The organism is Nitrospirota bacterium (assembly GCA_016212185.1).
Classification (GTDB): domain Bacteria; phylum Nitrospirota; class Thermodesulfovibrionia; order UBA6902; family DSMQ01; genus JACRGX01.
In genome coordinates, this window is the sequence record JACRGX010000038.1 from 1 (window position 1) to 24,872 (window position 24,872).

The 24,872-nt window shown below is 45.7% G+C and carries 18 protein-coding genes; all 18 read left to right on the forward strand.

The genetic code is table 11. The features are described from left to right. The coding region (locus HZA10_04200; protein MBI5195507.1) for a YncE family protein at positions 1-1,201 on the forward strand (1,201 nt) is incomplete at its 5' end. Positions 1,202-1,300: 99 nt separating this feature from the next. Then, entirely contained in the window at positions 1,301-3,238 is a 1,938-nt protein-coding gene (locus tag HZA10_04205) for an adenylate/guanylate cyclase domain-containing protein (protein MBI5195508.1), read from the forward strand. Positions 3,239-3,304: 66 nt separating this feature from the next. Next, on the forward strand, positions 3,305-3,886 hold the full coding sequence (locus HZA10_04210; GenBank protein ID MBI5195509.1) for a TetR/AcrR family transcriptional regulator: 582 nt from the start codon (positions 3,305-3,307) through the stop codon (positions 3,884-3,886). Beyond that, positions 3,883-5,196 carry a TolC family protein gene (locus tag HZA10_04215; protein ID MBI5195510.1) on the forward strand — a complete coding sequence of 438 codons (1,314 nt, stop codon included), beginning with the start codon at positions 3,883-3,885 and terminating at the stop codon, positions 5,194-5,196. Before HZA10_04210 ends, HZA10_04215 begins: the two co-directional genes overlap by 4 nt. 76 nt (positions 5,197-5,272) lie before the next feature. Beyond that, positions 5,273-6,406, forward strand: a complete 1,134-nt coding sequence (locus tag HZA10_04220) for an efflux RND transporter periplasmic adaptor subunit (GenBank protein ID MBI5195511.1) — start codon at positions 5,273-5,275, stop codon at positions 6,404-6,406. Continuing rightward, positions 6,406-9,513, forward strand: a complete 3,108-nt coding sequence (locus HZA10_04225; GenBank protein MBI5195512.1) for an efflux RND transporter permease subunit — start codon at positions 6,406-6,408, stop codon at positions 9,511-9,513. The genes HZA10_04220 and HZA10_04225 overlap by 1 nt, the downstream gene beginning before the upstream one ends. A gap of 160 nt (positions 9,514-9,673) precedes the next feature. Further along, complete coding sequence (locus tag HZA10_04230) at positions 9,674-10,837, forward strand: efflux RND transporter periplasmic adaptor subunit (protein MBI5195513.1); 1,164 nt, start codon at positions 9,674-9,676, stop codon at positions 10,835-10,837. Position 10,838: 1 nt separating this feature from the next. After that, positions 10,839-11,534 (forward strand): ABC transporter ATP-binding protein, encoded by a 696-nt coding sequence (locus HZA10_04235; GenBank protein MBI5195514.1) that lies wholly within the window; start codon positions 10,839-10,841, stop codon positions 11,532-11,534. 182 nt (positions 11,535-11,716) lie between these two features. Next, the gene (locus HZA10_04240) at positions 11,717-12,946 is read left to right on the forward strand and encodes an ABC transporter permease (protein ID MBI5195515.1); all 1,230 of its coding nucleotides are present in this window, start codon (positions 11,717-11,719) and stop codon (positions 12,944-12,946) included. Positions 12,947-13,096: 150 nt separating this feature from the next. After that, positions 13,097-14,194 carry an HlyD family secretion protein gene (locus HZA10_04245; GenBank protein ID MBI5195516.1) on the forward strand — a complete coding sequence of 366 codons (1,098 nt, stop codon included), beginning with the start codon at positions 13,097-13,099 and terminating at the stop codon, positions 14,192-14,194. Positions 14,195-14,224: 30 nt separating this feature from the next. After that, a complete protein-coding gene (locus HZA10_04250; protein ID MBI5195517.1) occupies positions 14,225-15,748 on the forward strand; it encodes a DHA2 family efflux MFS transporter permease subunit in 1,524 nt (507 codons plus the stop codon). Positions 15,749-15,969: 221 nt separating this feature from the next. After that, the gene (locus HZA10_04255) at positions 15,970-16,920 is read left to right on the forward strand and encodes a metallophosphoesterase (protein MBI5195518.1); all 951 of its coding nucleotides are present in this window, start codon (positions 15,970-15,972) and stop codon (positions 16,918-16,920) included. A 285-nt stretch (positions 16,921-17,205) separates the two neighbouring features. After that, the gene (gene pheA / locus HZA10_04260; protein MBI5195519.1) at positions 17,206-18,273 is read left to right on the forward strand and encodes a prephenate dehydratase; all 1,068 of its coding nucleotides are present in this window, start codon (positions 17,206-17,208) and stop codon (positions 18,271-18,273) included. 51 nt (positions 18,274-18,324) lie between these two features. Then, entirely contained in the window at positions 18,325-19,407 is a 1,083-nt protein-coding gene (locus HZA10_04265) for a histidinol-phosphate transaminase (GenBank protein ID MBI5195520.1), read from the forward strand. Positions 19,408-19,481: 74 nt separating this feature from the next. Next, on the forward strand, positions 19,482-20,507 hold the full coding sequence (gene aroF, locus HZA10_04270) for a 3-deoxy-7-phosphoheptulonate synthase (GenBank protein ID MBI5195521.1): 1,026 nt from the start codon (positions 19,482-19,484) through the stop codon (positions 20,505-20,507). 252 nt (positions 20,508-20,759) lie between these two features. Next, positions 20,760-21,629, forward strand: coding sequence for a prephenate dehydrogenase/arogenate dehydrogenase family protein (locus tag HZA10_04275; protein MBI5195522.1), 870 nt, complete (start codon positions 20,760-20,762; stop codon positions 21,627-21,629). Then, positions 21,626-22,948, forward strand: a complete 1,323-nt coding sequence (gene aroA, locus HZA10_04280) for a 3-phosphoshikimate 1-carboxyvinyltransferase (GenBank protein MBI5195523.1) — start codon at positions 21,626-21,628, stop codon at positions 22,946-22,948. Before HZA10_04275 ends, aroA begins: the two co-directional genes overlap by 4 nt. Before the next feature lie 158 nt (positions 22,949-23,106). Next, positions 23,107-24,735, forward strand: a complete 1,629-nt coding sequence (locus tag HZA10_04285) for a PAS domain S-box protein (GenBank protein ID MBI5195524.1) — start codon at positions 23,107-23,109, stop codon at positions 24,733-24,735. The last annotated feature ends 137 nt before the right edge of the window (positions 24,736-24,872 follow it).

Sequence of the window (24,872 nt, forward strand, 5' to 3'; positions counted from 1 at the left end):
AGGGCTTCATACCACTTCAACAGCCGATGTTGCCAGCATCAGGTTTACTATATCAGCCTCTGACATGTCAACAATCACAAGGACTGTCTCCTATTCAGGAGGCACAGTATCAGAGTCATTTAACGTGCCTAACGGCTCAAATAGGCGTTTTCTGGTGGAGGCGCTTAATTCATCAGGCAGTGTTATTTACAATGGAGAAACCACCACTAATCTGAACGGCTCGGCGGTTACGCTTGGAATTGCCTTGTCAGCAGTAACAACAGCTCAATTGTATGTATTAGTGTCAAATGCTGATTCAGACAATGTCTCAGTTATTGATCCAAATACATTAACGGTTCAAACAACGCTAAACTGTTCATCCCTCGGGGATATAAGCTGTTATGAACCGCGCAACCTTGCAATAAGTCACGCTGGCACACTGGCGTATATTCCATTCAGACACTCTGATAATGTAATTAAAAGCCACCCTGACGTGCCTGACTTCAGTCTGGAAATTTCAGATGATGGTTTTAATGAACCTTATGCAGTCGCATTCACTGCCGACGATTCAGAGGCATGGGTTGTCAATAAGCAGGGCGGCGGAAGTTCAACGGGAAGCGTCAGTATTATAGATACATCCACTCAATCTGTTACAGATACTATTGACGACATCTGTTTTTCCTCACCCGAAGGCATTGCAATTGCCAATGGCAAGGCTTATGTAGCCAACAGGGGAGACGGCACTGTATGCGTAGTGAATGTGGCTTCACGGACTGTAAGCACTACCATCTCTACCGGCGGAAGTCCCAGATATGCAGTAGCCACGCCCAACGGCAATTTCGTATATGTCTCTACCGACAGCTCGTCTGCCGGCATTAAAAAAATACGCACGTCGGATGACACAATTACGGCAACAATTGCCGTAAGAGGGAGAAACCTTGCTGTTATGCCTGACGGGACAAAAGTCTATGTTGCAACACAGGGCAATACCATTGAAGTCATCAATGTCTCAAATAACTCATATTCCACAATTACTTTCACGGGCGCATACTCTATTTACGGAGTGGCTATTCTGAGCGACAGCAGTTACGGCTTTGCCACAGATGAAGACAGAGACGTTGTATATGTGTTTAATCCGTCAACTGATACGGTAGTTACTACCGGCGGGTCTCCGGTTGAAATATCCGTAGGCAGTACACCCCGCGCTATTGCCGCTCAGTAAAAATTTGCAGCCCCTTAACTCTTAACTTTTAACTCTAAACTTTTAACTTTTCACTTTTAAGCTTTAACTTTTACCTCTTAAACCTGTATAATTGCATCAATGAAAAGCAGGCGCCTGTTTTACCTCATCGCATTAGTCTCAACAGCTTTATTCGCCTCCCTGCATCTCTTTGACTCCGTGATAATCCGCGAACAAATTGAGAGCAAAACCTATGACCTGCGGCTGCGTATCCGGAATTTCATCAAAAATGAGCTGCCGCCTGAAGATGTTATTATCGTCACTGTTGACGAAAAAAGCATTAAGGAAATCGGCAGATGGCCCTGGAGCCGAGACGTTATGGCTGATCTTGTCAATAAAATCTCTGAAGGCACGCCCAAAGTCATAGGCATTGACATCATGTTCAGCGAGAGGGAGAGTAAAAAAACAGACAATAAACTTGCAGATGTTTTCAAAAAGGCAGGGAATGTAGTTCTGGCTACGGCATTCATCACAACCGAAGACAAAATGGTCTCTGAAACGCCAAAGGAAGTGCCGGATTCCCTCTGGGACTCTGCATTTATGGAGGTCAAAAGTCAGGAGGGAATCCAGTGGAAAAAATGGGCGGTTAAGCCTGAGAGCGTCAACCCCCCGATTGAAGAATTCTCAAAAGCGGCATCCCTCGGGCATGTCTATACTCATCCTGACATGGATGCAGTGCTGAGGTGGGAATTCATGTATGTAAATTTCGGAGACGACTGTTATCCGAGTTTCCCGCTTCAGACTGCAAGAATTGCGCTTGGCTTCGGCATGAACGACATGATCCTATACGGCGGCTCAGGGATAAAACTCGGCAGCCGTTTTATCCCCACCGACTTAAGCGGCCGCATCCTTATAAATTACCGGGGCAAAGAAGAGACTTTCCGGTACATACCGGCGTCAGATATCATCAAAGGCAATATCCATCCTAAGTACTTTCAAAACAAAATTGTCCTCCTCGGCACATCAGCGCTTGCAACATATGATCAAAAGGTTACTCCGCTTTCAGCCAACATGCCCGGCGTTGAAAAAAATGCAAGTATCGTAAAAAGCATTCTTCTGGACAATTATCTCAGAAAGAGCCCCGGCGTCGTAGAACTGACAATTATCATCATAACGGGCATCTTGCTGGGATTCTTTATTCCGAATCTGAAGGCAATCCCGGGCACTATCCTTGCGTCAGCATCTATAATCCTCTACATCATACTCAGCGTCTATCTGCTGGCATATCAAAACCTCTGGATAAACCTGATCTATCCCGTTTCAAATATGTTTGTCATTGTCATAACACAGACAGTAATAAGCTTTTTCCAGGAAGAGAAAAAGGCGCGTGAGATAAGAAAGATGTTTTCAAGCTATGTCTCTCCACAAATTGTTGCAGAGCTTATCAATCATCCTGAAAAAGCGAAGCTCGGAGGTGAAAGAAGGACCGTGACAGTAATGTTTTCTGACCTCATAGGATTCACAAGCCTCTCTGAAAAACTGCCTCCCGAAGAGGTCGTCTCCAGACTTAATGAATATTTTAAAGAGATGGTGGATATTATATTCAAATGGAACGGCACTCTGGATAAACTTGTCGGGGACGAGATAATGGCATTCTGGGGCGCGCCCCTGGAACAGCCGGACCATGCAGAGCTTGCCGTAAGGTGCGCCCTCAATATGTCGGACCGATTAAATGAGATACAGGAGGAATGGAGGCGTAAAAAACAGGATGTCCTTGACTGCGGCATAGGGATTAACACCGGAGAAGTGCTGATAGGCAATATCGGCGCGCCCGGGAAAAAAATGGACTACACAATCATCGGCGACCATGTCAATCTCACGGCAAGGGTAGAGAAACTGACAAGACAATACGACACAAGAATCCTCATTACTGAAGACACAGTCGTTGGAATTGAATCAGCCATAAAAAGCGACCTCATAGGGCATATTGAATTAAAAGAACCTATATCTACAACTGTCAAAGGCAAGGAAAAGGCAATAAAGCTCTTTCAGCTGCGGGGCTTAAAACATCATCACTAAAATTCATAAGAGATTAATTCCGCTTGACAAACCTTCCCGCCAGTTTTAAAATGAATCATCATTCATATGAACCACCGTTCAGCAAAAAAGACTCCTAAGTCAAAGGTTTTGAAAACCGCCCTATGCCTTTTTTCATCAAAAGGCTATTCCAAAACAAAAATGGCGGAGATTGCACGCAAAGCGGGCCTAAGCGTGGGAGCCCTTTATCTCAGGTACAAAAGCAAGGAAGAGCTTTGCCTTGAACTCATTAAGGACCAAACGCAGGATTTCATTGAACGCACCAGAAACCTGCCTCAAAAAGACCCTCTTAAAGCCCTGCAGACCTACATTGAACTGAATCTTGATTATGCGTTTCAAAAAAGGCGCCTGCTCTCTTTATTTTTCAGGGAGCATAACCTCCCTTTTATGCATCCCTTGAGAAAAAACTTTTTCAGGGTACAGCATGAAATAATTAGAAAAATCCTTAATGAAGGAATCAGGTCCGGGATATTCATGCCCTCAAACAACAAAGACTGCGCCACCATGATTTTTGCAAGCATCAGGGGCGCCGTATTGTTAAAGCTTATTTTTAACATCGGCGATACAAAAACAATGAGCAAATCTCTCTTTAACCTTATTATTAACGGAATAGGAAAGGACCCGAAATGAAAAAATTATTTTTTACATTGCTGATTTTATCCGCTTCAATGCCCTGCATCTTGTCTGCTGCGGAGTACTCCCTTGAAGAGCTTTACGGAATGGCCCTTGAGCGCAGTGAAACCATACAGATAGCCAGAGAAGATCTCTTTATATCAGAGCAGAAAAAAGACATGTCCGCGGCAGGCCTGCTGCCGACTCTTTCGGCCTTTGGAAGCCATACGAGATACAGTGAAGATAAACGCTCAGGCGCAGCCATACTGCAGCCGGATTACAGCAATTCATGGGGGCTTAAACTGGACCAGTCATTATCAACAGGAGGCAGGGAAATCACGTCCTACAAGATGTCAAAAAATGAGATACTGAAAAGCAGGAATGGTTTTGCCTCAGTCAAGGAGGAGTATTTACTAAGCATAGCCTCCGCATATTATGAGGTCCTGAAATCAAAAAAGGCGCTTGACATCGTAAACTCAAATGTTGAAAGACTTACAAAACACCGGGACGCAGCAAAGACAAGGCTTCAGGTCGGCGAGGTCACAAAGACAGTGCTTCTCAGGGCAGAGGCAGAGCTTTCAGGCGCCCAGTCAGATGCCATAAAGGCAGAAAACAATCTAAAACTTGCAAAGGCTGAACTGGCAAAAAAAGCAGGCCTCAGCGGAGACTTTGATGTCAGGGAAAATCCGAGTTCATCCGATTGGAAATCTCTGACTGACGGCTGCACTCTTCAGGCAATGGACTGTTTTAAGGAAAAGGCGCTGTCTGAAAGGTCCGAATTAAAAGCGCTGAGTCTTGACAAAAAAATTTCAGAAAGCCGGGTCAGCTACGCAAAGGGTTCTTTTATGCCCACCCTTTCGCTTGAAGGTGTATATTCACGCAAGGAAGACTCTCCGGGTTCAGCCTCTGCAATTAATGAAAATAAATACGCCGTGCTTAAGCTGGATTTCCCCTTCTTTGAAGGAGGACTGCGCAGGGCTGAAGTTATGGAGGCAAAGGCAAAGCTAAAACAAAGCGAATACCGTTATGCCGATGCAAAAAAATCAATCGGCTTTGAGGTTGAAAGCGCCTATCTGACCCTGATTACAGAGTCGGGAATACTGACAAGGCTTGAGGCGCAGGTTGAATATGCCTCGGATAATTACAATGCGGTATCCAAGCAGTTTGAGCATGGAATTGCAAACAGCATAGACGTTATGGATGCCAACACCCTGCTTGTTACCGCAGAAAGAGATCTTGCCAATGCCAGGTATGATTATCAGTTTGCAATTTTAAAATTAAGACGCGCAACCGGCACGCTGTTAACAACAGTGAGTGGTGGAAAGTAAGGGATGAGGGGTAAGAAGTGAGAAGTAGAAAGACGAAATAATAAACTTAAAATGAAGTAACTATAGGAGCAATAGAATGCGGAAAAAAACCTTTTTCACTGATTACTGTTCACCGTTCACCGTTCACTGTTTACTGTTCACTGTTTACTGTCTGCTGTTTCTGCCGTCATGTTCAAAAGATGCAGCAAAACAGGCAATGATGAAGCCCGCCGCACCGGTTACCATTGCCCCTGTAATCCAAAAAACAGTGCCTGTTCAGCTCCGCGCAATCGGAACTGTAGAGGCTTACTCCACTGTTTCAATAAAGGCGCGTGTAAGCGGAGAACTATTGAGCGTAAATTTCAAAGAAGGACAGGATGTGAAAAAAGGGGATTTACTTTTTACCATAGACCCCAGACCCTATGAAACTGCGCTTGCGGCCGTGAATGCCAACCTGGCAAAAGATTCGGCGCTGGCCCAAAAAGCTGCGGATGATTTTATCCGTTATGCCGGACTGTTTAAGGAACAGCTTGTCAGCAGGGAGGATTATGAGCGTGTGAGGGCAAATGCAGAGGCGCTTAAGGCTGCTGCTGCTGCAGACAGGGCGGCCGTTGATAATGCAAAACTGCAGTTGGGCTACTGCTCCATATATTCCCCTGTTACAGGCCGCACAGGCAGTCTTTTGGCGGACCCGGGCAGTATTATCAAAGCAAATGACGACAAGCCGATGGTGGTCATTAACCAGATTCAGCCTGTTTTTACAGGCTTCTCTGTTCCTGAACAGAACCTTCCTGATATAAGAAAACGTATGGCCTCCGGAAAGTTAAAGGTTGAGGCCTTCATATCTAATGAAGACAAAAATCCTGCAGTAGGGACGCTTAATTTTATAGACAATACAGTGGATGCCGCAACAGGAACAATCAAACTGAAGGCCATCTTTCCCAACAAGGAAAAACGCCTTTGGCCCGGACAATTTGTAAATGCAGTCCTGACGCTTGATACCCGGCGTGATGCTATTGTAGCGCCTTCACAAGCTGTGCAGACCGGACAGCAGGGGCAGTTTGTCTTTGTGGTAAAGGGAGATTCAGCAGAGCTTCGTCCGGTTAATACCGGCATCACACATGAGGATATGACGGTCATTGAAAAGGGACTTGCGATGGGAGAGCAGGTAGTAACTGACGGGCAGATGCGTCTTATGCCGGGCGCAAAGGTGGAGATTAAAAATAAATAATGAACATTTCCGAACTATTTATAAAACGCCCGATTATGACCAGTCTGGTCATGCTCGCCATCATGATTTTCGGCGTCTTTGCTTATAGAATTCTGCCGGTCAATGACCTGCCGAATATTGATTTCCCGACGATTCAGGTAACAGCCAATCTGCCCGGCGCCAGCCCTGAGACAATGGCAAGCGCCGTGGCAACTCCGCTTGAGCGCCAGTTTTCAACTATTGCAGGCGTTGATTCCATGACCTCTACCAACGGGCAGGGGGTGTCAATTATAACTCTGAAGTTTGCCCTTGAACGTGACATTGACGCCGCTGCACAGGATGTTCAGGCCGCTATCTCCAAAGCAGCCCGCCAATTGCCTCAGGACATGCCGAGTCCTCCTTCGTACCAGAAGGTCAATCCCGCCGACCAGCCTGTTCTTTATCTCGCGCTGAGTTCTCCAACACTGCCCCTGTCTCAGATAACAGAGTATGCCGACACTATTATTTCGCCGCGCATCTCTATGATTAAAGGAGTAGCGCAGGTCCTGGTTTATGGTTCACAGAAATATGCGGTGAGGGTGCAGCTCAATCCGCAGGCGCTGGCAAACCGCAAGATCGGCATAGACGAAGTTGCCTCGGCGCTGTCGCAATGGAATGTAAACCTGCCCACCGGAGGACTTCAGGGCAAACAGCAGGCATTCACCATCCATGCCAGCGGTCAGCTTTATAATGCTGCGGCCTTCAAGCCTATGATCGTGGCTTACCGGAACGGTTCGCCGGTGCGTCTTCAGGATATCGCAAATGTGACGGACAGCGTGGAGAATGACAAAATTGCCGCCTGGTACAATACCGGGGGCAAGTCTACAAGGGCAATTGTCCTTGCAATCCAGCGCCAGCCCGGAACCAATACCATTGAGGTGGTTGACAGTATCAAAAAACAGATTCCTGATTTCCGCAGGCAGCTCCCCGCGGCTGTTCAGTTAAACACCCTTTTTGACCGCTCGGAGTCTATCAGAGACTCTGTTAAAGACGTAAAATTCACCCTGCTGCTCACTGTAGCCCTTGTTATCCTGGTAATTTTTCTGTTCCTGAGGAACCTGTCGGCAACGATAATCCCGAGCCTTGCACTGCCGCTTTCAATAATCGGTACGTTTGCGGCGATGTATGTCCTCGGTTTTTCAGTCAACAATATCACCCTGATGGCGCTCACCCTTTCAGTAGGCTTTGTCGTGGACGACGCCATCGTCATGCTTGAAAACATCGTACGCCACATGGAGCACGGTGAAAAGCCCATGGACGCGGCATTCACAGGCTCAAAGGAAATCGGATTCACTATTATTTCCATGACGGCATCGCTGATAGCGGTTTTCATCCCGGTCTTTTTTATGGCAGGAATGTTAGGCCGAATGCTTCACGAATTCGCCGTAACCATCACATTTGCAATACTTATATCCGGCGTTGTTTCCCTGACGCTGACCCCGATGCTTTCCAGCCGCTTTCTCAAGGCTTCGGGCAAAAAACAGCACGGCAGGCTTTACAACATCATGGAAAGATTTTTTGACGGCCTGCGCAGCCTCTATGAACTTACCCTTAAGCAGGTGCTCCACTTCCGCCGTACAACTATTGCCGTAATCTTTATCCTGACAGCGGCGACGGTCTGGCTTTTTGCCGCAATGCCTACGGGACTTTTGCCGCCGGACGACATCGGCGGCATCCTTGCCATCACCGAGGGAGCGCAGGGGGCCTCCTTTGAAGAAATGAAAAAACACCAGCAAAAACTCGTGGAGATTGTATTTCAGGACCCCGACATTGAAGCCTTTATGTCAGCCGTAGGCGCAGGAGGCTCAAGGGCGGCATCAAACGGCGGCTTTATGTTCATTAAGCTCAAACCCCGCCATGAGCGCAAACTTAATGCCGACCAGATTATAGAGAGGCTCAGGCCGAAAGTCATGGGCGTTCCCGGTATCTTAATGTTTATGCAGAACCCGCCCCCTATACGTCTGGAAGCAACTCTCTCAAAAGCACAGTACCAGTTTGTCCTGCAAAGCCCTGATACCGATGAGTTGTATAAAAATTCGGCAGATTTTGAAATGAAGCTGCGCAAACTTTCCATGCTGCAGGATGTAACAAGCGACCTGCAGATTAAAAACCCGCAGGTCGATCTGGACATTGACCGCGACAGGGCAGCTGCCTTCGGCATAACTGCAAAACAAATTGAAGACTCCCTGTATTCGGCATACGGCGCTCGTCAGGTCTCAACCATATATTCTCCTGCAAACCAGTATAAAGTAGTCATGGAGCTTGAACCGCAGTATCAGATGGATCCGTCGGCGCTCGGCATGCTATATGTGCGCTCAAACACCGGACAGCTTGTGCCGCTTTCTTCCCTGACTGTGATGAACAAGGGGTTGGGACTGCTGTCTGTAAACCACCTTGGGCAGATTACCTCTGTTACAATTTCCTTTAACCTTAAACCGGGCACTCCGCTCGGCGACGCAGTGACAGCAATTGAGAAGGAGGCAAAGTCCCTTCCTTCTTCCATTACAACCGGCTTTCAGGGTACGGCGCAGGTCTATCAGGCTTCCACCAAAGGGCTGACTATGCTCCTGATCCTTGCAATTGTCGTGATATATATCGTGTTAGGCATTCTATACGAGAGTTACATCCATCCCCTGACAATTCTTTCAGGACTGCCGGCGGCAGGTTTCGGAGCGCTCATAACCCTGCTTATCTTCGGCAAGGATCTGAACCTGTATTCCTTTGTCGGCATCATCATGCTGGCAGGCATTGTAAAAAAGAACGCTATCATGATGATAGACTTTGCGCTTGAGGCTCAGCGCAAGGGTCATAAGAGTCCCATTGATGCAATTTACGAAGGGGCTATCGTACGTTTCAGACCTATTATGATGACCACTATGGCGGCGTTGATGGGCACACTGCCTATCGCAATTGGATTCGGCGCAGGTGCGGATTCACGCCGTTCTTTAGGTCTTGCCGTAGTCGGAGGGCTGCTTGTTTCACAGCTTCTGACTCTGTACATAACCCCGGTGGTTTATTACTACATGGACCAGTTTCAGGAAAAGATGCGCAATATGTTTAAGGGTAAGTCCGGGGAACGGGGTATCTAAAATTGTCATTCCGGCTTGTCCGGAATCTTTTTTTAGGAAGGATTCCCGACGCTCCCGAAGTTTCGGGATTGCGGGAATGACAACCAAAGGACAGAACTTAACCCCAAAGCAGAGCTTTGAGGAATTTTTTGATTAAAAATAGTATATAGCGGGGTATGTTATGAAAAAAATTTTAATCGGTATTGTGATTTTAACAGCTTTGGGAATCACCGCTTTCTTCCTGTTTAAGGATAACGGCGAAGAACCGGAATTTAGGACTGAAAAAATTATCAGGGGCGATATAGTAGAAACAGTGACTGCTTCGGGCACGGTGAATCCGGTGACCGCAGTGCTTGTGGGGACACAGGTGTCAGGGACCGTAAAAAATATTTATGCGGATTTCAACTCGCCCGTAAAAAAGGGGCAGTTGATAGCGCAGATAGACCCTGCCGTATTTGAGGCGCAGGAGGAGCAGGCCAGGGCAAATCTGCTCTCAGCAAAGGCAAACATGGAAAAATCCGACGCTGCGCTTCTTGATGCAAAAAGGGTGATGGAAAGAAACAGCAAACTCTTTTCAGAGAACTTGATCTCAAGAAATGACCTTGATACATCCTTGACAAATTATGAGACGGCAAAGGCAGGGGTAAGCGCGTCAAAGGCGCAGGCTGCCCAGGCAGAAGCGGCATTAAAAATCGCTGGGACCAATCTCAGATATACAAAGATACTTTCGCCTGTTGATGGAATTGTTGTTTCAAGAAATGTGGATGTCGGGCAGACAGTTGCGGCGAGTTTTCAGACCCCTACCCTCTTCACTATTGCACAGGACCTCACAAAAATGCAGATAGACACAAATGTGGATGAGGCGGATATCGGCAGGGTAAAAGCCGGACAGGATGTTGAATTTAATGTTGACGCCTATCCAGACGTCATTTTCAAAGGCACGGCGTCACAGGTAAGAAATGCGCCGGTAACAATACAAAATGTGGTTACTTATGATGTAGTTATTAAGGTAGACAACCCTGAATTTAAACTAAAGCCGGGTATGACTGCAAATGTTTCAATAATCTTGTCCGTAAAAAAAGATGTTTTAAAAGCGCCGAATGCGGCATTAAGATTCAGCCCGTTAGATAAAAATAAAACTAATGCGCATCAAAAAGACAAAGGCGTCTGGGTAGTTGAAAACAATAAACCAAAACGCATATCAGTATCCGCGGGCGTCACCGACGGCAATTACAGCGAACTTGTCGCCGGAGAGATAAAAGAAGGGCAGGAGGTAATTGTAGAATCTCTGAACAAAACAAAGGGGCCGGCTGCACCTGCTTCTCACGGCCCGAGGATGTTCTGAAATGCCGCCGCTCATTGAGGCAAAGGAAATCACAAAGATTTACAAGGTTGGAAATATTGAAGCCCCTGCGCTGTGCGGTGTGTCTTTAAAAATAGAAAAAGGAGAATTCGTCTCAATAATGGGGCCGTCAGGGTCAGGCAAATCAACCTTTATGAATATTATGGGATGTCTTGATAAGCCCACAGCCGGACAATACCTTTTGGAAAATGTAAATATCGGCGATTTAAACAGGGATGAGCGCGCAGGCCTCAGGAATAAGAAAATCGGCTTCGTCTTTCAGGGATTCAACCTGCTTCCAAGGACCTCGGCGCTTGAAAACGTTGAACTCCCCATGCTCTATAACGGTTTATCCTCAACAGAAAAAAGAGACCGGGCAAAGGCGGCGCTCACAAGCGTAGGCCTTGAGGGAAAAGAGGAATATCACCCAAATCAGCTTTCCGGCGGGCAGCAGCAAAGGGTTGCCATAGCAAGGGCGCTTGTGAATGACGCCCCGATAATTCTTGCAGACGAACCCACAGGCAATCTTGATACGAAAACAAGCGCTGAAATAATGAAACTTTTCGTAAAGCTCAACACAGAATCAAACATTACAATAATTCTCGTGACCCATGAGACTGACATAGCCGCATACAGCAGGCGGGTAATTAAATTCCTTGACGGCGGGGTTGTGAATGATGAACAACGGAAAAATTTATAACAAACTTTACTCCAATATTTGCAAAGTTAGTGTCATTCCGGCTTGTCCGGAATCTTTCTTAAAAGAGATTCCCGACGCGTTTCACTTGCGGGAATGACGTCATTCCTGCGAAAGCAGGAATCCAGATGTTTTAACTATTGAACCAGAGTCCACTGTGAATTAAACTTTTTATCATATAAAAAATGCTTAACATAACTTCCACATTAAAAATATCCTTCAGGGCGTTAAGGGTGAACAAGATGCGCTCGGCCCTTACAATGCTCGGCGTTATTATCGGGGTTGGCGCAGTGATTGCGATGCTTGCCGTCGGCACAGGCGCAAGCAGGCAGATAGAGGCGCAGATTTCAAGCATGGGAAGCAATCTCATAATGGTCGTTCCGGGAGCAACCACGGCAGGCGGCGTCAGAATGGGGTCCGGAACTCAATCCACCCTTACAATGGGAGATGCTGAAGCCATTTTAAAGGATTGCCCTGCGGTATCGGATATAGCTCCGATATTGGGAGGTGTTGCACAGGTTGTTTACGGCAATCAAAACTGGTCCACAGGCGTGACAGGAACAACGCCCAATATACTGAATGTGAGGGATTGGGTTTTGTCCGCAGGCAGGCCTTTTACAGAGCAGGACGTTAAGAGCGCCACAAAGGTATGTTTAATGGGACAGACTGTTGTTGATAACCTTTTTGGCGGCATTAATCCCATTGGGCAAATTGTCAGGATTAAGAAAATTCCGTTTACGGTAATCGGCCTACTGAAAAGCAAAGGGCAGTCGCCTTTAGGACAGGATCAGGATGATACTATATATGTTCCGGTTACAACCGCCCAGAAAAAACTCTTTGGCACTGCAAGACCAGGCATGATAAGGTTAATCATTGTCAAAGCAAAAAACACGGAAGACCTTCAGGCTGCAGAAGAACAGATAACTGAACTGCTCAGACAGAGACACCGTATCGGGCCGAAAGAGGAAAATGATTTCACAGTCAGGAACCTCACGCAGATGATGCAGGCGGCAGAACAGTCCACAAAGGTCATGACCATACTGCTCGGCGCAATAGCATCAGTATCACTGCTTGTAGGAGGAATCGGGATTATGAACATAATGCTCGTATCGGTTACTGAAAGGACCAGAGAGATTGGCATAAGAATGGCAGTGGGCGCAAGGACCTGGGATATAAGGCTTCAATTCATTGTGGAGGCGCTTACGCTGTCATTCACAGGAGGCGTCATCGGCATAATTGCGGGAATATCAACGGCCAAAATTTTATCAACACTTGCAGAATGGGCTGTAATGGTGACCCCTGCTTCAATACTGCTGGCATTCGGATTCTCAGGACTGGTTGGGATATTCTTCGGATTTTATCCGGCATACAAGGCTTCGCTCCTGGACCCGATAGATGCATTGAGGCATGAGTGAAAAGAGTTAAGAGTTAGGGGTTAGGAGTTAATGCATTGACCCGAAAATACGTTTAAAAATGTCATTCTGGCTTGTCCAGAATCTTTCCGAAAAAGGATTCCCGACAAGCGGGAATGACAAAAACATAAAAAACTTTAATGAGGTAATAATATGGAAGAACAAACGACATCAACACCTGCAAATCACAGTAAGAAAAAAATAGCAGTCACGGTTTTTACAGTCATTTTAATTATCGGCGCTGTCACGGGATATTTTTATACCCGGTACAAAAATACCCACATCTCAACAGACGATGCATTTGTTGAAGGCGATATACATACCATCGCTTCCAAGGTACCGGGCACGGTCAAGAATATTTATGTTAAATCCAATCAGCCTGTTAAAAAAGGCTCTCTCCTCCTTGAATTAGACCCTGCTGATTATGAAGTGAAGGTAAAGGAGGCAATGTCCGCGCTTAATGCTGAAAAGGCAAAATCAGAGGTGATTGCCGCAAAAATAGAATCATCACAAAAACAGATAGCTGAGTTAAATTCCCGGGCAAACGCGATAAAGGGGCTTTTGGCAGTACAGGAGGCAAATCTCCAGCAGGCAGAATCAGATATGAAAAGGGCCGAAGCCCTTTACAAAGAAAACTTAATCCCCCATGAAAAATATGAGAAAGCAGTAACCAATTATAAGACCTCCTTTGCCATGGTGCAGGCGGCGGCAGAGGGACAGAAATATTCAACACTGTCGGTTGAAACACAAAAATCAGTCGTAAAACAGGCCGAGGCGGAAAAAATTGCCCTGCAGTCAGCCATAAAGCAAAAAGAAGCCTTGCTTGAAGCGGCAGAGCTTAATCTCGGATACACAAAAATCTATGCGCCTGCCGACGGTTATGTCACAAAAAAATCTGCTGAATCGGGCAACCAGATAAATGCCGGACAGCCTCTCATGACAGTAGTCCCTCTTGATGATGTGCATGTGGTTGCAAACTACAAAGAGACCCAGCTTGAAAAAATAAAGCCCGGGCAAAAGGTTGAAATAAAAGTAGATACCTACCCAGGCAAAAAATTCACCGGAACGGTTGAAAGCATCATGGCCGGCACAGGAGCGGCTTTCTCCTTATTCCCCGCTGAAAACGCCACAGGCAACTTTGTCAAAGTAGTGCAGAGAATACCGGTAAAAATACTTATTGATAAAAACTCAGACCCCGAACACATTTTACGAGTCGGGATGTCGGTAGTGCCGGTTGTACTGGTAGAGTAAGTTTTTAATCTCAAATTAAGACCATACCCTATGAACAAATGGCTTGTTGCATTAACAGTAATGCTTCCGACTCTGATAGAGATTATTGACACGTCTGTGGTCAATGTCTCTCTGGACCACATCCGCGGGAGCCTGTCGGCAGGCATTGATGAATCCACATGGACGATAACATCCTATCTCGTTTCAAATGCAATCATAATCCCGATGACCGGGTGGCTGAGCAGATTATTCGGAAGAAAGCGCTATCTGATTTTTTCAATTTCATTGTTTACCTTAAGCTCCCTGCTCTGCGGCTTTGCATGGAATTTGCAGAGCCTTGTGCTGTTCAGAATTTTTCAGGGTATCGGAGGCGGCGCGCTTCAGCCCATATCCCAGTCCGTTTTATTTGAGACGTTTCCCCGGAAACAGCACGGCATGGCTATGGCGATATTCGGCGTCGGCATTATGTTCGGGCCCATCATCGGACCTCTGTTAGGAGGCTGGATAACAGACAATTGGTCCTGGCACTGGATCTTCTTTATAAATATTCCGATAGGGATAATTTCCATCCTGCTTGTAATGTTTTTCATAATTGACCCGCCGTACATGAAGCGCATGAAGATGAAGATTGACTACTGGGGGCTTGCGTTTCTCACAATCGGGCTCGGATGCCTTCAGGTAGTCCTTGACAAAGGAGGGCGTGAAGACTGGTTTTCATCAAATTTCATAATCTGGCTTAGCTTAATTTCAGCAGTCTCTTTGATGCTTTTTATAATTACAGAGCTGTTTGCAGAGCATCCTGTCGTGAATCTGAAGGCCTTTAAAAACCTCACATTCAGCACAGGGAATATTGTGATGTTTTTTGCGTTTTTCAATCTCTTCGGCAGTATTGTTCTACTCCCGATATTCCTCCAGACGCTTATGGGCTATACATCAACGCTCGCAGGCGTGGTGCTCGGACCCGGAGGCATCGCAACGCTTATCGCCATGCCCATTGCAGGACGGCTTGTAACAAAAATGAATCCAAAGATACTGCTGGGCTTTGGCATACTGGTATCCGCATATTCCACGCATCTGATGTCTCAATTCACCCTCTCGGCGGATTTCAACACAATAATATGGACCAGGATTGTTCTGGGCGTAGGCATGGGATTTCTTTTTATACCGCTTACGACACTGACCATGTCAGGCGTCAAAAAGGAGGATATGGGCAATGCAACGGCTATCTATAACCTTCTAAGGAATCTCGGCGGCAGTTTCGGTGTCGCGTTTATCACTACAATGCTTGCAAGACGTTCGCAGTTCCATCAGAATCATCTTGTGGAACATCTTACGCCGTTTGATGTAAACTATCAGACAGTTTTATCTCAGATTGCCCGATTCCTGCATCTCAGGGGGGTTGAAGAAAGCGGCTCGCAGCATGCAGGCTTGAGCGCCATTTACAGCCAATTATTAAGACAGGCTTCCATGCTGTCCTTCAATGATGCCTTTTATATTTTAAGCCTTCTCATGATTTGCACCCTGCCTCTATTGCTGTTAATCAGGAGGAGTGCAGTAAAAAGCAAAGAAAGCTGAGTGAATAAAAAATGATTATATTTTTAATTTTTTACTGCATATATGCGGCCGGGAATGTTTATGTATTTTTTAAAGTAAGACGCATATTCCATCCGGGTATTTTGGCAAGCGTCTTATTGGGTTTATTCCTGATGTTTATGACCTTCTCGCCAACGTTAATACATTTGTGCACTTCACACTGTCCTTATGCACTGACAAAAACTTATGCATATCCGGGCTATATGTGGGTGGCAGTCATCGTGTTTTTTGCCTCGGTTGGAATTTTGCTTAACCTTTTCAATATCGTTATCAGAGCAAGTAGTATTATCCTGCGGAAGAATTCAATTAGAACAATCCTGTTCCCTCAGGCTGTGTCATTTTTTATCACTGTTTTTTTTACAATAACACTCACTGTCTACGGTTATTTTGAGGCGCAGAATTTACAGGTGGAAAAACTGACGGTTAAGACCTCCAAACTCCCGCCCGGGGTCGGCAAATTGACAATCGCACAGATATCTGATGTGCATCTCGGCATAATAGTCAGGGAAAATATCTTAGATAAAGTTCTTAAAATAATTATAGACGCAAAACCGGATTTAATAGTATCAACCGGCGACCTTGTGGACGGCGAGGTGAGCCATATTACTTATCTCACCGGAAGGCTGAAAACGGTTAATTCAAGATTGGGGAAATTTGCAGTGACTGGCAATCATGAATTTTACGGCGGCATAGAAAATACCGTTAAATTCATGCAGGACTCCGGCTTTACTGTCTTGCGCGGTGAGGGTGTCAACATACAAAATCTGATTAATATCGCAGGCATTGACGACTCCGCAGTCAAGGATTTTGAACCGGCGGAAAATGTTCCAAAAAAGTCCGTAAGAAAAATCATCTCAGGGCTTCCCCGCAATACCTTTACAATATTACTGAACCACAGACCTGAAATAGACGGAGCTGCACTCGGGGTTTTTGACCTGATGCTCTCAGGACATACGCATAAAGGGCAGATATTCCCCATCCACATTATTCCCAACCTAATGTACCCTATAGACTCTGGTTATGCAAAACTGCCCAAGGGCTCTTCCATGTATGTAAGCAGGGGCGCAGGAACTGCAGGACCGCCCGTGCGTTTTCTTGCCCCACCTGAAGTAACTATTATTGAGATTGTCCCTGAAAAGCAACCTCAAAAATGAACCTCCCCGCCGCAGAGACGGCGGGGTATCCTAAAGTCTCCCCTCCCTTGTCAGAGCGACCCTTCGCGGAGACCCGCTTCGGGACGGGAGGGGATGGGGAGGGTGGAAAAAGCGTCTTAATCACCCCTCAAGGGGGAGGGAAGTATAAGGATACCCCACAGCAAAAACTATGGGGTATTGAAAATTTAATAAATAAATTTGTAGAAATTGCCGGATTTCTTTATAATTAAGCTTTGCAATGCTTAAAGCAGGACAGACGGCCGATAGCCTGCAGGGAGAAAATTAATGGATGAAATTAAAAAATTCAGGGAAGAAATCAACAACATTGATGCTCACATCGTTGATTTATTAAACAAACGCACGGAAATTGCCCTTGAGATAGGAAAGACTAAAAAAGACAAGCAGATAACCCCTCACTCGCCTGACCGGGAGATGGAAATACTGAAAAGGCTTGAGCAGTTAAACCCCGGCCCCTTTCCCAACAGCGTCCTAAAGGCCATCTACAGGGAAATCTTCTCGGTGTCAATCTCATTGAGACAGCCTTTAAAAATAGCATACCTTGGACCTTCGGCAACCTTCACGCATCTTGCAGCCCAAAGGCAGTTCGGCTTGCTGACCCAGTATAAACCTGAAAGCACTATTAAAGGGGTTTTTGAGGCGGTTGAAAGGGAGGAATGCCATTACGGGGTAGTGCCGATTGAAAATTCCACGGCAGGGGTCGTCAACTATACATTAGACATGTTTATAGATTCTGAATTGAAAATTGCCTCTGAGATAATGCTTGAGGTATCACACAATTTATTATCCAAAACTGGCAAAAAATCAGACATTAAAAAAATTTACTCGTTCCCGCAGGCCACCACCCAGTGCAGGGGCTGGCTTGAGGAAAACCTCCCGGGCATACCTGTCATAGAGGAAATGAGCACTGCCGCCGCCGCTGAACGAGTTTCAAAAGATCCGGGCGCCGCGGCCGTTGCAAGCGAGCTTGCGGCAAGCATTTACAACCTTCAATTCGTTGAAAAGGGGATTGAAGACCGCAAATACAATTATACACGCTTCCTTATAATTGCAAAAAATTTCCCTGCCAAAACCGGAAAGGACAAGACATCAATCATGTTCTCAATTAAAGACAAGGCAGGCGCCCTTTACGCAATACTTAAACCATTTGCAAAACACAAAATAAATCTTAAAAAGATTGAATCCAGACCCTCCAGAAGAAAGGCCTGGGAATATATCTTTTTCGTTGATATGGAAGGACATATAGAAGACAAAAAGGTCAAAAAGGCAATTGATGAAGTCAAAAAAGAATGCCTTTATCTGAAGGTGCTCGGCTCCTATCCGTCGGCGGATTGAGAAACATTTGAACGATTCAAACAGTTTAAACCGTTCAAGCAGTTTAATTTCATGGTAAATTCTCCTGAATACGTAAATACAATTAAGCCTTACGTCCCAGGCAAGCCGGTTGAAGAGCTTGAGCGGGAGCTCGGCATCAAGGGCGCCATAAAGCTTGCCTCCAATGAAAGCCCTCTGGGCCCCTCCCCGTCTGTGCTCAGGGCGCTGCGTCAGGCACTTAAGGGAATCAACAGATATCCTGACGGAAGCTGTTATTACCTTAAAAACTCCCTCACAAAAAAACTTGGCGTATCTGCCGAAGAAATCATGCTCGGCAACGGCTCCAATGAACTGATTGAGCTTGCGGTGCGGACGTTTCTTAACGCAGGGGATGAGGCGATAATGGCTCATCCGTCTTTTGTCGTCTATTCAATGATAACCCAGGCGGCAGGCGGGAAAAATGTAGTTGTTCCCCTCAAGGAGTGGCGTCACAATCTTGAGGCCATGGCCTCGCAGATAACAGAAAAAACAAAAATTATTTTTATTGCAAATCCGAACAACCCGACAGGCACCATCAATACAAAAGCCGAGATGGACGCCTTTATGAATAAGGCGCCCGAAGGCGTGCTTGTCGTGGTTGACGAGGCTTATTATGAATATGTCACATCCCCTGAATACGCTGACAGCATGAAGCATTTCAGGCAGGGGCGGGATATCTTGATACTCAGGACTTTTTCAAAGATTTACGGGCTTGCAGGGCTGAGAATCGGCTATGGCATTGCCAAGCCGTCATTAATTACAGAGATGAACAAAGTCCGCCAGCCGTTTAACGTCAATTCAATGGCCCAGAAGGCGGCGCTTGCATCCCTTGAAGATGAAAAACATATCTCAAAGGCAAAAAAAATTAATGAAAAAGGGAAAAAATATCTTTACAGGGAATTAAGGGCCTTGCAGTTTGATTTCGTACCTACCGAAACAAACTTTATATATGTTATTTTAAAAGATGACAGCGCCAGGCAATTATACGAAAAACTTTTACGCACGGGCATTATTGTCAGACCCATGGGGCAAAGGGAAATCAGGGTGACAATAGGGCTGCCGGAGGAAAACAAGAAATTCATAGAAACACTTAAGAAAATTCAAAATGCAAATTGAAAAATTGAAAATTACGGAATTCCTTAATTTTTCATTTTTAATTTACAACTTTTAATTTATAAATGGGGGAGACGATGGATATTATAGTACTTGGACCTGGAGCAACGGATAAAAAAATTCAGCGGATAGTCAAGAAACTTGAAGATAAAGGCTTCACTGCCAATATTTCAAGGGGGACGGAACGGACCGTCATCGGCGTAATCGGCGACACTTCAAAGATTACGGATGAGGAAAGCAGTGCTTTTGAATCCATGCCGGGCGTTGAAAAGGTCCTCCGCATTATTCAGCCTTATAAGCTTGCAAGTAGGAGTTTTAAATCTGAAGACACGGCAATTAAAATCAACGGGCATGTGATTGGAGGCAAAAAAATACAGGTTATTGCCGGGCCCTGCGCAGTTGAGAATCTGCCTACGCTTTTGAAAACTGCTAAGGCAGTAAAAAAAGCCGGTGCGGCATTTATAAGAGGCGGGGCATACAAACCGAGAACTTCGCCCTACAGTTTTCAGGGGCTTGGAGAGGAAGGGCTCAGATACCTCGCAGAGGTAAAAAAACAGACCGGAATGCCGGTTGTTACAGAGATAATGGATCCCAGAGATATGGATGCAATCCTTCAATATGCCGATATCATCCAGATAGGGGCCAGAAACATGCAGAACTTCAGGCTGCTGCTTGAAGTAGGCTCTTATAATAAGCCTGTGCTTTTAAAAAGGGGTCTATGCTCAACCATCAAGGAGCTGCTTATGGCAGCAGAATATATCATGTCAAAAGGCAATAATAAGGTTATCCTATGCGAAAGAGGGATAAGAACCTTTGAAACAGAAACAAGGAATACGCTGGATTTAAGCGCCGTTCCTGTCTTAAAAGAACTTTCTCATCTGCCTGTCGTAGTGGACCCGAGCCACGGCTCCGGCAAGCGGCATCTCGTTGCGCCTATGGCAAAGGCGGCTGTTGCAGCAGGCGCAGACGGACTGATAATTGAGGTGCATGCGCATCCTGAAAATGCATTGTCCGACGGAGAACAATCCCTGAAGCCTGAAAAGTTCAGGACCCTGATGAAAGAGCTAAAGGCGGTTGCAAAGGCTGTTGGAAGGGAAATCTAAGTTGCAATTGATGGTGTATTTTAATGATAACCACACAACAGCATATATGCCATTAGGCAATAAATACAATGTCTAAATGAAGAACACTGTCGCAAGTTGCAGGGTATCAGAAAGATAAGTGGTTATTTTGTTGTCATTCCCGCTTGTCGGGAATCTTTCTGCTTTTTGAGGGCAACAAAATGATTCTGGACAAGCCAGAATGACAGACCGAGCAACCCTGTATCAAGATACAGGAAATTGCCAAGTTACACTATGAATGAAATAAATTTCAAACGTGTTGCCATCATCGGGGTCGGGCTTATCGGCGGCTCGTTTGCACTCGCCCTTAAAAAATACGGATTCACCGGCAAAATTGCAGGAACCGGCAGAAAAAAAGAAAATCTCGTCCGGGCCAAGGGAAGAGGACTGATTGACGAATATTCCACATCTGCTTCAGAAACTGTTTCTGATGCGGATTTGATTGTGCTTTCAACCCCGGTCGGGCAGTTTCAGGATATCTTTAAAACCATCAGAAAAAACATAAAGGCAGGCGCAATCGTCACTGACGTCGGGAGCGTCAAGGCAGAAGCGATAAAAATACTTAAGCCCCTCATGCCCCCGGGCGTGAGTTTTGTCGGCAGTCATCCTATTGCAGGCAAAGAAAGCTCAGGCATTGATAATGCAGCGCCTGATATCTTTAAAGGCGCGCGCTGTATTATTACTCCTGCGCCGGATACAGATAAGAGTTCTCTGGAAAAGATCCTTGCCCTCTGGACTGCGCTCGGCTCCAAGACATCGCTGATGAGCCCGGAGCAGCATGACTGGATTTTTGCCGCAACAAGCCATCTGCCTCATGTAATTGCCTACGCCCTCATAAATACTATTCTTGATTTAAACCAGAACACCCTGCCTCACAGCGGCCCGAGTTTGAGAGATATGACAAGGATTGCGCTAAGCTCTCCTGAACTGTGGCGCGATATTTGCTTATACAACAAAGAAAACATACTTAAATCCCTTAATCAGTTTCTGTCTTCCATCATACACCTGAAAGAGCTTATTGAAAAATCCGACGCAGACGGCCTTGAGAAAGAATTTCAAAAAGCGCAGACAGGCCGGTGGCTCTTAGAAAAGGCAGCGCCTTGAATGTTATTAAAATAACAAATAAGGGCGCCCTGAGCGGTGAAATTGCAGCGCCGCCAGATAAGTCCATCTCCCACAGGGCTGTCATCCTTGCAGCCATTGCCGACGGCAAAAGCTCAATAAAAAACTTCCTTGCAGCCGAGGACCCTTTGCGGACGGTTGAGGCCTTCCGCCGGATGGAAATTGAAATAGAAGTGGCAAAGTGGCAAAGTGACAAAGTGGCAAAGCGGCAGGGAACAGCAGATTTGATAATTCACGGCAGGGGATTAATGGGTTTAACGGCGCCCAACGGCGTCATAGGCTGCGGTAATTCAGGGACCACAATGAGACTTTTGTGCGGCGTGCTTGCCGGTCAGCCGTTTTCCGTAACACTTACAGGAGATGCCTCTTTAAGCAAAAGACCCATGCAGAGAATCATCACCCCCTTGACAGAGATGGGCGCAAAGATTACCTCGCAGGCAAAGGGCTGTCCGCCTCTTAACGTTGCGGGCGGCAGTGTGAAGCCTATTAGTTATAAATCCCCGGTAGCAAGCGCGCAGGTCAAATCCGCAGTCCTGCTTGCAGGGCTTTACGGCAACGGTATTACATCGGTCCTTGAGCCTGACCGTTCAAGAGACCATACTGAGAGGATGCTTGGCGCTGCAGGCGTTGAGATTAAAATTAAAAACCTTGAAGTAAGTGTCAAAGGCAGGGCGCATCTTAAACCAATAGATATTACTGTGCCCGGAGATTTTTCCTCTGCCGCATTTTTTATTGCGGCAGGCGCTGTGGTCCCGGGCTCTGAGATTTTAATCAGAAACGTAGGCGTCAATCCAACCAGGACAGGGCTCCTTGAAATCTTAAAATTGATGGGCGCCAGGATAGAAATCAAGAACGAACATGAAGTATCAGGTGAGCCGGTTGCAGACTTGCAGGTAAGATACGCCCCTCTTACAGGCATTGCAATCGGAGGCGGGTTAATTCTCAGGGCCATTGACGAATTCCCCATCCTGTGCGCTGCGGCATCGCTGGCCTCCGGGACTACAACAATAACAGGCGCCCGGGAATTAAGGGTAAAAGAGTCGGACAGAATTAAGTCAATGGCTGAAGGGCTGAAAAAAATTGGCGCAGGGGTGGAAGAACTTGAAGACGGCATTATAATTCACGGCAAGGAGAGGCTTCTGCCTGCAACCCTTCAGAGTTACGGCGACCACAGAGTTGCAATGGCAATGGCAATAGCCGGGCTCATGACTCAGGGAGAAACTATTGTTGAGGATTCAGACTGCATAAATACTTCATTCCCCGGTTTTATGGAGATGTTAAACAGACTGCAGATGGTTTGATGTAACATAATAAAAAATCAAACAATTTTCTTGACAATTACCTGCCTTTGAATTAAATTCAATTTAGAGTTGCCGAGTCAGAAAAAACAGGGAAAACAAAATAACACAGTACAAATAATATGAGCCTGCGAACCAAATTTTTAACAGGAACTTTGGGGATGATAATCCTCTTAGGCGTTTTGGTGGTAATTTTTATCCAGACCATACTGGTACAAAAGCTTCCGCACAATTTTTTGCAGGCAGGAATTTCTATATCCAGAGACATAATCAATGAAAGTGCTCATTACATAACAGAAGGCAATTTACTGGAGCTTCACAGAGGAATAATTTTACATAAAGATGCTCTGGATGATATTAATTATATCTTTCTACTGGATGCGCGAGGAAATGTTATGGCGCATACTTTCAGAGAAACACTGCCTGATGAGCTGAAAAAAGCAAACATCCCTGAACCGGGAGTAACACAAAGCATTAAATCCATCGTCTTTGAAAAAGAGAAGGTACTTGATATTGCATCTGTACGGGAAGGCGTCCCGGGGATTTTACATGTAGGAATCTCCGAAAAAAACATCGGGAAAACTATTTCCGATATTGTTTTATTGATTGTCGGGATACTTGCCGGTGTTTTAGTTCTGGGAGGGGGCATAGCAATTGTCTTTGCCGCAAAGGTATCAAAACCGCTTTTCATCCTGACAAAAACTGCTGAAATGGTCGGAAGAGGCGATTTAGAGCACAAAGTCCCGGTCAGCACAAATGACGAGATTGGCACTCTGTCAGAGACTTTTAATAAAATGACCGGTGATTTAAAAAGCGCTAAGGAAGAGCTGATGAAGTTAAACACCGCGCTTGAAACAAGCAATATTGAACTTACTATAACAAAAGAACGCCTGCTCCTTGAAAGAAACAGGGCGCAGGATTACCTTGATATCGTCGGCGTCATGATTGTAGTTATTGATTCTGACCAGAATGTCAGCCTCATAAACAAATACGGGGCTAAACTTTTAGGGGATGAAGCGGATGAGATTATAGGACAAAACTGGTTTGACAATTTCATCCCTGAGAGGATGCAAAGCGAAGTAAAGACAGTTTTTGAAAAATTAATGACCGGGAAAAGCGAATCGCTTGAATATTATGAAAATCCCGTCTTAACAAGGAGCGGGGAGGAGAAGCTTATCGCATGGCACAATGCCGTCCTGAAAGACGATTCAGGCAATATAGTCGGGACCCTCAGTTCCGGGGAGGACATAACCGAACACAGAAAAATAGAGGATATCATAGCAAAGGCAAAGACAGAATGGGAAAGGACCTTTGACAACGCCGATGAATTCATCATACTTGTTGATAAGGATTTTACAATAATCCGCTGTAATAAAGGCTTTACAAACCTTATTGGGAAACCGATAAAGACCATACCGGGGAACAAATACACTGTCATATTCCCGGCAGGGGCAGGCCTTGTAGAATTATGCAGACAGCACACGCAGACAGCCCCGATTTCAAAGCTGGAAATAAAAACAGAAACCGGGCAGTGGTTGTATGCAAGCTGCCACCCTGTTTTTGATGAGAAAAATGAGTTTCAGCACGCCATCATAATGCTTACCGACATTACTGAACTTAAGAAAGCACAGCAAGTGCTGACTACATCACAAAAAGAACTGGAGAAAAAGGTTGATGAGCTTGAGCGGTTTTATGAAGTTGCAGTTGACAGGGAGATTAAGATGAAGGAACTCAAGCAGGAGATTGCAAAATTGAGAATTAATTCTCATGACAAAGACTCAAAATCTTAAAAAATTGAGTTTTAATATTTTATCAGTTTAAGATATAATGTTTTCAAGCAGTTCACCGTGTTCCCTGCCTGCCGGCAGGCAGGTCTTTGGTAAATATCCTTATTTATGCATAAAATTCCTTATTAATAAAGGTTCAT